The following is an 11,903-nucleotide window of genomic DNA, read 5'->3' as shown; positions in this document are numbered from 1 at the left end:
TTTTCTACTTTTAAAAGGAGATGACAGAAATGGATGAACTATTACAGCAATCATTAAAACGTTATGAAATAAAGAGAAGTATGGAAGATTTTGCATTACAAAAGGGGTACTTTCCTTTTCAACCAGCATTATTCGAAAAGTATGAGCAATTTACTTGTAAAAACCCGAGTTTAACAAGAGAGCAAATGGTTGTCGTAATGAATGGTTATCAGCAGCTATTATTACGTCCAGATATTACGACTGCAATGATCAAAGAAGTGTTACCAAATATAAATCAAAAAGATAAAGTGAAGCTATTTTATCAATCTACGAACTATCGAAGTAGTAAAAAATCGGTAAAAGAAATCAGCCAATTTGGTATTGAAATTTTAGGTGAGATATCTGCTAGTTCAGAGTGTGAAATAGTCGAGATGGCTTGCAATTATTTGAAAGATTACCATTTTATTCTTGAAATTGGTCACACGGGTTTCTTAGAGGGATTATTAGATGAATGTAACTTAACTAAAAATGAACGTTATGAACTTAAGAAACTAATCTATGCAAAAGATTTCCATGGCTGTACTCAATTTATGAATCAAAAAAACAGCAAGGATGAAGTAAAAGAAGTATTTGAAAAACTATTTACGTTTCATGGTAAGTTAGATCAACTTATTACCATTGAGCCACAATATCTTTTAAACGAAAAAATGCAAAATGCAGTAGAGTCATTCCGAAAATTTACGGAGATTAATTCAAATATTTACTTTGATTTATCGATGATTAATGAATTGGATTATTACGAGGGGATTATTTTTAAAGGATATTATCCAAACTTACCAAGAGCTGTACTTAGCGGTGGTAGATATGATTCATTAACGAAAGAATATGGCCAAAAAATTGGTGCTATCGGATTTTCGATTGATGTAAATGCTTGGATTCAAGCGAAAGAGAGGGATAACACATGGAATGGCTAACCGTTGCAATCGCAAAAGGTAGAATCGAAAAAGATATGAATAAAATTTTCTATGAAATAGGGATGGGTGATTGGATTGACCAGGGTTCTAGAAAACTAGTATTTGAGGATCATGTAAATCTCATTAAATATATTTTTGTTAAACCTGTCGATGTTGTTACGTATGTTGAAAAAGGAGTTGCAGATCTTGGAGTTGTCGGAAAAGACGTCATTTTAGAGCAAGAAGGAGACGTTTATGAATTACTCGACCTGCAATTTGGAAAATGTACCTTTGCGGTTGCAAGCTTTCCGCAAAATAAACAATTTCGTTTAAAAAACAACATTCGAATTGCAACGAAATATCCCAATATCACAAAGAAATATTTTCAAAAAGAGGATATTGAAATTATCCCTTTAAATGGCTCAGTTGAATTAGCTCCAATCATGGGGCTATCAGATGTAATTGTTGACCTAGTTGAAACAGGTAACACATTAAAAGCAAATGGTTTGGTTGTTTTAGAAGAAATGATGCCAATTAGCGCTAAAGTGATTTGCAATAAAGTAAGCTATCGTTTCCAGTACGAAAAAATCATGTCATATACACGAAAAATCTCTGAGGGGAGAGAGAAGTATAATGAAAATTTATCAATCAACTGATCAAAGTAACCAATTAAATAAAATCATTTCGCGTTCAAATTTACCAACAGAACAAGTTGAAAAAGTTGTGAAAGAGATTATTCAAGATGTAAAAGAAAATGGTGATCTTGCTGTTTCAAACTATACAAAAAAATTTGATGGCACGGAATTAATGAATTTTGAAGTGTCGGAAGAAGAATTTGAACAAGCTTTTCAAGAAACAAATCAAAACGTAATTGATGCGCTGTTAGTCGCAAAAGAGAATATTGAACGATTCCATATTAAGCAAAAACTAACGGGATATAAAATAGAAGAAACAGATCAATTTATCCAACAAATTGTGCGACCAATTCAAACGGTTGGCTTATATATACCAGGAGGAAAAGCAGCATATCCATCTACCGTCCTAATGAATGCTATACCAGCAATTATTGCAGGCGTAAAAGATGTCATTATGATTACTCCGCCAAATAAAGAAGGAAAAATTAATAACTCTTTGTTAGTAGCTGCGAAAATTTCAGGCGTCAATCGAGTATTCAAAGTGGGAGGAGCACAAGGGGTGGCTGCGTTAGCGTACGGAACAAGCCAAATTCCGAAAGTGGATAAAATCGTCGGACCGGGAAATATGTATGTGGCAACGGCAAAGCGACTTGTATCAGGCATTGTTGGGATTGATATGATTGCAGGACCAACTGAAGTAGTTATTGTAGCAGATGAAACGGCTAACCCGCGATTTATTGCAGCGGATTTAATGGCACAAGCTGAACATGATGAAATGGCGTCAAGTGTTGTACTAACAAATTCATTGAGCCTTGCTGAACAAATACAAAGTGAAATTAGCATGCTGATCGATGAACAACCCAAAAAAGTAATTATCGAAAAGGCATTTGACCAATACGGTGCGATTATCCTAACAGATAAAATGGATGACGCAATTGAGATTGTGAATAAAATGGCACCAGAGCATGTTGAAGTGATGACAGAAAACCCAATTGAAATGGCAGAAAAGATTACGAATGCAGGTGCAATCTTTATTGGAGAATATACGCCTGAATCAGTTGGAGATTATTATGCAGGTACAAATCATACATTACCAACAAGTGGAACAGCACGATTTGCTTCGTCCTTAAGTGTGCTGGATTTCTTGAAGAAAACATCTGTCGTGTACTTTAGTAAACAATCACTTAGCAAAGCAAAAGAAACAATCGAAACATTGGCAAATGAAGAAGGGCTATATGCACATGCTCGTTCCGTTTCGATTCGATTTGAGGAGGGTAACTGATGAGAGTATCAACGATATCACGAACAACAAAAGAAACTGCTATTGCATTATCACTAAATCTTGATGGAACAGGAAAAAGCAACATTTCGACAGGGATTGGTTTTCTTGATCATATGTTAACACTCTTTTCATTCCATAGTGGTATTGATTTAACCATTGAATGTAATGGCGATATTGAAGTAGATGATCATCACACAACAGAAGATATTGGTCTGGCTTTAGGACAAGCGTTACTTGAAGCGCTTGGAGATAAAAAAGGAGTGAATCGATACGGATCATCCTATGTTCCAATGGATGAAACATTGGCAAGAGTAGTTATTGATTTTAGTGGGCGTCCTTATCTTATCTACGACGCGAAACTTGAAAGAGAAAAAGTAGGTATGCTTGATACACAAAATGTGAAAGAATTTTTTAAATCTGTTTCAAATGAAGCAAAGATGAACTGTCATATGGAAGTTCTTTATGGTGAAAATGATCATCATAAAATTGAAGCATTATTTAAAGCATTTGGCCGAGCTATAAAAGAGGCGTGTAAAATCGTTTCAAATGAAATTCCATCGACGAAGGGAGTGTTGTAATTGAATATTATTGTGGACTATGGAGCCGGGAATTTAAGTTCATTACAACGCGCGTTTGAGCAGATTGGATTAGATGTAGAAATTAGTGATGACAAAGAAGTTATCCAAAATGCTTCCTCAATTATTCTTCCAGGAGTAGGTGCTTTTGGAGCTGCTATGGATGAATTAAAGAAACGAAATTTAATTGATGTGTTAAAAAAGAAAGCAATGGAAGGAACGCCTTTTTTAGGAATTTGTCTTGGAATGCAGTTGCTTTATGAATTTAGTGAGGAAGAAGGAAAGTATGAAGGGCTAGGATTATTAAAAGGAACAATCAAAAGGATTCCAGATACTGTAAAGGTCCCGCATATGGGATGGAATTCACTAACTTTTTATAAAAATGACCCAATCTTAAAGAACAATTTAGACGGAGATTATGTTTACTTTGTTCATTCATATTACGCACAAGCAGATGATGAAAATATAGTTGCGTATAGTGATTACGGCGTAAAAGTACCCGCAATTGTAAATAGCAAAAACATTTATGGCATGCAATTTCACCCTGAGAAAAGTAGCGAAGCCGGACTAAACCTACTAAAAACATTTAAGGAGATGATTAGCTATGAAACTATTTCCAGCAATTGATTTAAAAGATGGGAAATGCGTGAGATTAAAGCAAGGAGACTTTTCGGATGTAAAAGTTTATAGCGAAGATCCTCTTAAAATGGCAAAACAATTTGAACAAGATGGTGCTACTTTCTTACATGTCGTTGATTTAGATGGAGCTCGTACTGGTAATGGATTGAACAAAGAAACGATAAAGAAAATCATCCAAGAAACGAATTTGTCTGTGCAAGTTGGTGGAGGAATCCGAACAATCGAGAGTATTGATGGATGGATTCAATGTGGGGTAGAACGCGTCATACTTGGGACTATTGCGGTTGAAAGCGAAGAGTTTGTGAAAGAAGCTGTTAAACAATATGCAGAAAAAATAGCAGTGGGCGTCGATGCAAAAGACTCAAAGGTGGCAACGCATGGTTGGGAAACATTATCGAACATGGATAGTTTAGTGTTTTGTAAAAACTTATTGAACCTTGGCGTGAAGACAATCATTTATACAGACATTTCAAAGGACGGTATGCTAAGCGGTCCGAATATAGAAATCTATAAAAAGCTACTAGATCTAGAAAGTGTAAACATTATTGCATCAGGTGGAATCGGTTCTCTGAAAGAATTAAAAGAGTTAGCGGAAATTGGTGCTTACGGAGCTATCACTGGAAAAGCCTTATATGAAGGGAAGTTTACTGTAGAGGAGGCACTTCAATGCTTGCAAAACGAATCATACCTTGCCTAGACGTTCGAAATGGCCGAGTGGTTAAGGGGAAACAATTTGAAGGAATCATTGATGTTGATTCTCCTGAAGTATTGGGTAAATACTATAGTGAAAATGGAGCTGATGAGCTAGTTTTCTATGATATAACTGCTTCGAATGAGGACAGAGATATTTCTCTTGAGTATGTTTCGAACGTAGCAAAAGAACTTCGAATTCCCTTTTGTGTTGGGGGAGGCATTCGAACAATTGAAGATTTTACACGGATTTTAAGAAAAGGAGCAGACAAAGTATCAGTTAATTCTGCAGCTGTAAAAAATCCTAATTTAATACGAGAATCGGCTCAAAAATTTGGTTCTCAATGTGTAGTGCTTTCAATCGATGCGAAGCAAAATGAACTTGGAGAATACAAAGTATTTATCAATGGAGGAAGAACGGAAACAGAACTTCATGCAGTGGAATGGGCAAAAAAAGGTGTCGAGCTAGGTGCCGGCGAGATTGTGCTTAATAGCATAAATGAAGATGGGATGAGAAATGGATATGATTTGACTATCCTTAAATTAATCACAGACGAAGTAAATGTACCAGTGATCGCGTCAGGCGGAGCAGGTACGATGGAGCATTTTAAGGAAGCGATCGAAAAAGCAAATGTTGATGGTGTGTTAGCTGCTTCTGTTTTTCATTTTGGTGATATTAAAATAAATGATTTAAAGAACTATTTACTAGAAGAAGGTATTTGCATTCGAGGGTAATTATATAGTGGGAGTGAGAGAGAATGATTCAAATTGAAAAAGTAAATTTTAACCAAGATGGTTTAGTACCAGTCATTGCACAGGATAGCGAAACGAAAGATGTATTAATGTTAGCGTATATGAATAAGGAAGCTCTTCAACTAACACTTGAAACAGGCTATGCAACGTATTATAGCCGTAGTCGACAACAATTATGGAAGAAGGGAGAAACTTCTGGTCATCTTCAAAAAGTAGTGGCAAGTTATTATGATTGTGACCAAGATTCTATCTTACTACTAGTTGAACAAAGTGGCGTTGCTTGTCATACAGGTAGCTGGTCTTGTTTTACGGATAAGAAAAGTGAGAAGTCAATCCTAAATACTTTATATGAAACAATCATTGAAAGAAAGAATTCTCCAATTGAAGGATCGTATACAAACTATTTATTTGAAAAAGGAATTGATAAAATCCTTAAAAAGGTTGGAGAAGAAACAAGTGAGGTCATCATCGGTGCAAAAAATGAAGGAACAGAAGAATTAATCTATGAGATTAGTGATCTTGTTTACCATGTACTTGTGTTAATGGTTGAAAAAGGAGTGACCTTAGAAGACATTCAGTCTGCGCTTGCATCCAGAAAAGAGAAGGTGAAATCTTGAAAATAGATGGGCACACTCATTCACACTTTTGTCCACATGGTTCAGGGGAACACGTTGAAAAATTAATTGAACGAGCAATTGAATTAGGCTTTGATGAATATCACATTACGGAACATCCGCCATTACCTGAATCTTTTTTAAAGGATTTAGTTCCATTAGAAGCCGTTCCAACGATTACATTCCATGAAAATGAGACCGATGATTACATCAAAGAAATGTTGTATGTTAAAAATAAATATAAAGACAAAATCACTATTAAAGTTGGTTTCGAAATTGATTTTTTACCAGACCATACTCAATGGACAAAGCAATTTCTAAACGATTATGGGAAATATTGCGATACTGGTCTAGTGTCTGTGCATTTCCTTAAAGGTATAAGTGGCTGGCGCTGTGTTGATTATGATGCAAAAGATACAGCAGAAGGACTTGTTTCATATTATGGTAATCCTGAAAAATTCCAGCTTTCTTATTACGATATGGTAATTGAATCAATCAATGCTGATTTAGGAATCAATAAACCAACAAGAATTGGACATATGACCCTTTGTAATAAATTTAAGACTTTTATTGGGATTGAAACAAGCACGGTTATTGATGAAAAAGTAGATGGAATCTTAAAGTTAATCAAAAACAAACAGTATTCATTAGATTATAATACTGCTGGGCTATTTAAACCTTATTGTGGGGAAACATATCCCTTAAATAACATTGTGCAAAAAGCTATTAAAATGGGCATCCCATTCATGTATGGTTCAGATGCGCACGGGGTAGAAGATGTAGGAAGAGGATATGACGTTTTTCAATCTTCTATGAAACATGTATAGCCGAACAGAAAAGCATGACATTCATAAAAATGAGGTCATGCTTTTCTATTGAAACTTATTCTTATATCATTAATATTTCACGGATGTCTTCATCTGTAAGAGTAGTTGTAGCATTCCCATTTGAATCGATAATTTCTTCAATTAAATGTTGCTTTTTTTCTTGCAGTTCATTGATTTTTTCTTCGATTGTACCACGTGAAATAAGCTTGATAACTTGGACAGCATCAGTTTGGCCAATCCGATGGGCACGATCTGCTGCTTGTTTCTCAACAGCCGGATTCCACCAAATGTCATAAAGGATAACGGTATTGGCACCTGTTAGATTGAGTCCAACTCCACCTGCTTTTAAAGAAATTAGAAATAAATCACGTTCACCAGCATTAAATCGGTTACAGATTTCCATTCTTTCTTCAGATGGGGTTTGACCATCAAGGTAGAAAAAAGGTTGTCCTTTAATCGCTAGCTCTCTACCTATTAGCTCTAGCATTTTCGTAAACTGAGAAAAAATCAGTACTCTTCTATTTGAAAGTCTTGATTCCTCTAAAATTTGCATTAACTGTTCATATTTAGCTGAGCTACCTTTGTATTCATTTACAAACAAGGATGGATGACAACAAATCTGTCGCAATCGAGTCAAACCTGCTAAAATTTTGATACGGTTTTTCCCAAGCGTCTCTTGATTTTTGTCCAAATGTTTTAAAGTATCGTGTTTCAACTTTGCCAAATAGGCAGCGTACAGTTTTTTCTGATCAGGAAGTAACTCCACTGATTCCAATGTCTCAATTTTTTCAGGTAGTTCTGAAAGTACATCCTCTTTTAACCTGCGAAGCAAAAATGGACGAATTCTTCGAGCAATCGATTTTTTAGAGAGGTTACTGTATTCTTTCATTCCTTGGAATAGTTGAGGAAAAACAACATGATAAATTGACCATAGTTCTTCTAAAGAATTCTCCACTGGTGTACCAGTAAGTGCAAAACGATAATCCGCCTTTATTTTTTTTACAGCTCGTGCCGTTTGTGTCGTTGGATTTTTAAATGCCTGAGCCTCATCAAAAAACACAGTGTGAAAGTCTTGGTTCTCAAACCACTTTATGTCCCTGCGCAACAATGGATAAGAGGTAATGACAACATCCGCATCAGTTACATTCTCCATAGTCTTGAGTCTATCCGTTTTATTTCCATCAATGACAGTAACTTGTAAATTCGGAGCAAATTTCAAAAATTCACTAAGCCAGTTATACGTTAAAGATGATGGGCAAACAATAAGGGCTGGCCACTTCTTTTTACGAATATCTTGTAGCTCAGATACAATGAATGTGATACTTTGCAGTGTTTTCCCTAGTCCCATATCATCTGCAAGAATCCCTCCGAATCCATAGCTAGCAAGTGTTTTCATCCATTTATAGCCGCATTTTTGATAGTCTCTTAATGTTGTCTCTAAACTCTTCGGAACTTCGAACTCCAAGCTATCCGGATTGTGGATTTTTTCTAAGAATTCACGGAATGATTCCTCTAATGTAAATAGTTTACTATCATCAACAGAATCAAGAAGCTGAAGTCCCTGGATGATTGGTAGCTGGAAGTCACTATCAAGGTCTTCCTTTTGGATAGGAAGTGCATTTAGAAAACGATTAATTTCTTTTAACTCTCTAGTTTCTAATGAGAATAGCGATCCATTTCTTAAACGATAATATTTTCGTTTTTCTTCTAATGCGATTAGAACCTCACGTATCTGTTTGTCAGGTATACCGTCCAATTCGAATTTAAATTCAAGCCAATTAGTTCGTTCTTTATTTACCTTCACTCGAATCCGAGGAGGAGTATTTTCTCTAAAAATGCGATTTCTTACTGCTGTTGTTGCATATATTTGTACAAGTTTTTGGAGTTTCGGAACTACATGATACAGAAACTCATACTCTAACTCTTCATTATGTAAATAAAATCCGCCATCAGTCTTGGTGAATGATCTATCCTCCATCAGTTGAAAGATTGCATTTTCTTTGTCATGATCTCTGAAAAGTGGAGTCTCTAGTTGGATTTCCCGATTTTCCAAAGGATTAATTACTATATTTTCATAGTGAAAATCGAGTCCAGCTAGTAGGCGGTTTTTCACACGATCTAAGTAAAGTTTGGCGATCAATGGAGTTCTCGCAACGTTTTTAGTTAAAGCTTCTGATAGTTGAACATCGCCTAGTCTTTTCAAACCTGGTACTACTTTTTCTAAGAAAAAATCTATTTGCTCTTGTGAAATCTGAATTTGATCGGTTCCTGAAGCATCTAGTATTTGTTTTAAATCTAAAAGACGTTTACGATCGTCACTATTCATTTGAACTAGTTTTCCAGTAGATAAAACACATCCATATGAATCCAATACAATGATCTGATTTAACCCTTGAATCTCCAGTTGATAGTTTTTAGCATCAGTCTCTGTAATAGTAAATGTTAAAGGAAGGGGTTCCTCCGACAAGTGAAGACCAGTAAATGCATTTTCATCAAAATGTAGTTTTACTAAAGGTGCTCTCGTTAGTAAAGGGATAAGATGTTTTAAATAAGAAGGTGGAATAATCAACAAATGCTTATCAATGGTAAGATCATGTTCGTCCTCTAATGTATCAATAAATAGTTTTTCATCTTGGATTACTTGGATCAGTAGCTGAATAACTGCATCGGTTTCTTTTTGAAAACAATGCATGCTTGGATCATAAAAGAAGCTTGGATTACCACTTTTCACTTGATTTAGAAAATCTCGGATATTTTGTACATTAGTCGGACCAATCTTAACTTCTATTCCAAATATGTTTCGTCCCTTTCCTAAGATGACAGGTTTACATATGAACTCTACATCAAGTACTTGTCTGTTTTCAAAATGAAGTTGATGACCACTTGAACGCTTAGGCTGATCATTAAAAAGATTCAACAATCCCTCTGTTAGTGCCTGACTAGCTGAGGATTCGAATTGTTTTTTATTCGAAACAACTGGAACTGTTCCTTTTCGATGATGATCGTGAATCGATAGTAGAACTGCTGCAATATGCTGACAATCCCTTTGGAAGGAAGATAGAGAAGGGCAGCTACACTTTGTATGAAAGCCGCTTTTAGTATCCTTTTCAATGGTGACATAAAAATCTTCTGTTCCTTTTACTCTAGCTTCACAAACATCTGGACCATAATATTCAAAAATCACTTTATTAGAGCGACAAAAAGCCTCGCCTCTTTTGAAGGAGACTGTTCCGCACATTTCTTTAATCATTTTTTGATTTAATTTTATATTCAAAAGCATTGCTCCTTCCTGAAGGGGATTTGCTTTTCTTGCTAAAGCTTGCTCATGTGTTAATGAAGCACCTAAATGGAGTGTTTAATCAAATAAATCTCAATTCTATCTGAATGTTTTTATTAATATATCTTACCATTTATTGTTTAACGGGCGTATGAAATAATACCGTAATACCTAAAGAAGGACTAAATCTTGTAGCAACAGGTACTTATGATAGAAGGAAACAAAAAATTAAAGTAGAATTCCTTAATTAAAAGCTGCATGTAAATGAAAGGTTGAGTAAATGAGGGTTATAAATCTTTTATAATTGGGATTGTATTAGGATTAGTCATTCATTCTTATACGAACAGTACTCATATTTATTTTGGAGTAATAGATGCATTATAATGTAGTTTATTTTTATGGATCTTTGGTTCGTTGGGATTAAAGATTTTTCCACCTGAAATTCGAGATATGTGGGACGAGATAATTCCTTACTATAATTTAGGGGAAATCGTGATTACTTTTCTCATTTTAAGTATTGTAGGGGGATTTTTGAAATGAAAATTGTGGTTACTGCAGACTTAGTTACCCTATAGGAGACTTTTTAAATGTCGACCCTATAGGGTACATTTTATTAACTAGGTGTTGTTTAGAGTATTGGCAATAATAGTTTAATACTTAAATAACATTGAGATAATTTGCCAACCTGTACCTACCGTCCAAAATAATACATGATCGCCTCGTTTAATCTTTCCAGATTCAATTCCTTTATATAAAGCGATAAATGGACTACTTGTGCCAGTGTATCCAAATTCATCACCAACATAGATAAATTTCTCTTTATCAACCTCTAATTTTTGTTGGATCATTTCAATGTTTTTTATAGAAAATTGGGACAAGCAAAATGCATTAATATCGTTTAATGTTAATCCATGTTCAGTTAATAAATCCTGCATATCATCTACAGCTGGTTCAACTACAACTGATCCATCGAATGGTATCCATTTGATATATAAATCTTCTTGACTTAGATTATCTTTAAAAAGTTTTGAAGTACCAACAGCAGGAGCAAGTATATTACGGCATCCCGAGGTTTCCGAAGTATATCTTGCGTCTATGAATCCAGCTGGTTCTTCTACTCTTTCTAAAATAACAGCGGCTGAAGCATCACCGTAATTTGCATAAGTAATTTCACAGTTAGGATCACAATGTACTGTATTATGGTCAGAGCCTACTACCAATCCATATTTAATACGTGGATTAGCTTGCATATATCGTGATAATTGTTCGACTGCTACAGTCATGCCTGCACAGTTGGAATTACTATCATATGCAATAGTCTTATTATGAGCTCCTAATTCTTTATGAAGTAACATTGCGCTTGAAGGAAAAGTATACTCAGGTGTTTGAGTTGAAAATATAATCATATCAATATCTTCAACTTGTAAATTTGCTTTTTTAATTACTTTTTTACTTGCTTCAATTGCCATTGTCAAAGAATTTTCGTTAGGATGATCAATGACATAACGATTATTTCGTCCCATTATATCAACAATAAAATGCTCGATTTCTTTTCCTTGTTTTTTAAAATGGTCAAAATAAAACTCATTGTTAACAGATTTTTGCGGATGGTAAATATCTACTGCTTTAATTTGAATGTGACTCATAAATATGATCCACCTTTGTTAGGTCATTTAGTA

Annotated in this window: 11 protein-coding genes; 9 read left to right on the top strand and 2 right to left on the bottom strand. The window is 34.9% G+C overall.

Translation table 11 applies throughout. The features are described from left to right. The first annotated feature begins 29 nt into the window (after positions 1-29). From J5Y03_RS11145 to hisJ, 9 genes are read left to right on the top strand one after another with little or no spacing between them, the layout of a single operon-like run. Positions 30-953, top strand: coding sequence for an ATP phosphoribosyltransferase regulatory subunit (locus J5Y03_RS11145; protein ID WP_209405582.1), 924 nt, complete (start codon positions 30-32; stop codon positions 951-953). Then, positions 941-1,588, top strand: a complete 648-nt coding sequence (gene hisG / locus J5Y03_RS11140; RefSeq protein ID WP_209405580.1) for an ATP phosphoribosyltransferase — start codon at positions 941-943, stop codon at positions 1,586-1,588. The genes J5Y03_RS11145 and hisG overlap by 13 nt, the downstream gene beginning before the upstream one ends. After that, positions 1,566-2,849: a histidinol dehydrogenase gene (gene hisD, locus J5Y03_RS11135; protein WP_209405578.1), complete on the top strand. Its 1,284-nt coding sequence runs from the start codon at positions 1,566-1,568 to the stop codon at positions 2,847-2,849. The genes hisG and hisD overlap by 23 nt, the downstream gene beginning before the upstream one ends. Further along, positions 2,849-3,427, top strand: a complete 579-nt coding sequence (hisB, locus tag J5Y03_RS11130) for an imidazoleglycerol-phosphate dehydratase HisB (protein WP_209405576.1) — start codon at positions 2,849-2,851, stop codon at positions 3,425-3,427. Before hisD ends, hisB begins: the two co-directional genes overlap by 1 nt. Continuing rightward, entirely contained in the window at positions 3,428-4,051 is a 624-nt protein-coding gene (gene hisH, locus J5Y03_RS11125) for an imidazole glycerol phosphate synthase subunit HisH (protein ID WP_209405574.1), read from the top strand. Continuing rightward, positions 4,029-4,760: a 1-(5-phosphoribosyl)-5-[(5-phosphoribosylamino)methylideneamino]imidazole-4-carboxamide isomerase gene (gene hisA, locus J5Y03_RS11120; protein ID WP_209405572.1), complete on the top strand. Its 732-nt coding sequence runs from the start codon at positions 4,029-4,031 to the stop codon at positions 4,758-4,760. Before hisH ends, hisA begins: the two co-directional genes overlap by 23 nt. Then, on the top strand, positions 4,730-5,488 hold the full coding sequence (hisF, locus tag J5Y03_RS11115) for an imidazole glycerol phosphate synthase subunit HisF (RefSeq protein ID WP_209405570.1): 759 nt from the start codon (positions 4,730-4,732) through the stop codon (positions 5,486-5,488). The genes hisA and hisF overlap by 31 nt, the downstream gene beginning before the upstream one ends. 23 nt (positions 5,489-5,511) lie before the next feature. Continuing rightward, positions 5,512-6,123: a bifunctional phosphoribosyl-AMP cyclohydrolase/phosphoribosyl-ATP diphosphatase HisIE gene (gene hisIE, locus J5Y03_RS11110; protein WP_209405568.1), complete on the top strand. Its 612-nt coding sequence runs from the start codon at positions 5,512-5,514 to the stop codon at positions 6,121-6,123. Continuing rightward, complete coding sequence (gene hisJ / locus J5Y03_RS11105; protein ID WP_209405566.1) at positions 6,120-6,947, top strand: histidinol-phosphatase HisJ; 828 nt, start codon at positions 6,120-6,122, stop codon at positions 6,945-6,947. Before hisIE ends, hisJ begins: the two co-directional genes overlap by 4 nt. A gap of 61 nt (positions 6,948-7,008) precedes the next feature. On the opposite strand, the gene J5Y03_RS11100 is transcribed toward hisJ, so the two are convergent. Together J5Y03_RS11100 and J5Y03_RS11095 are read right to left on the bottom strand one after the other, a co-directional pair. After that, a complete protein-coding gene (locus J5Y03_RS11100) occupies positions 7,009-10,221 on the bottom strand; it encodes a DEAD/DEAH box helicase (protein ID WP_209405564.1) in 3,213 nt (1,070 codons plus the stop codon). 653 nt (positions 10,222-10,874) lie between these two features. Further along, positions 10,875-11,870 (bottom strand): ketoacyl-ACP synthase III, encoded by a 996-nt coding sequence (locus tag J5Y03_RS11095; protein WP_209405562.1) that lies wholly within the window; start codon positions 11,868-11,870, stop codon positions 10,875-10,877. Positions 11,871-11,903 lie beyond the last annotated feature (33 nt).

Source organism: Gottfriedia endophytica, assembly GCF_017814275.1.
Taxonomy (GTDB): Bacteria; Bacillota; Bacilli; order Bacillales; family Bacillaceae_G; genus Gottfriedia; species Gottfriedia endophytica.
The sequence above is the reverse complement of the archived record's forward strand: the minus strand, read 5'-3'. Positions and strand labels throughout refer to the sequence as shown.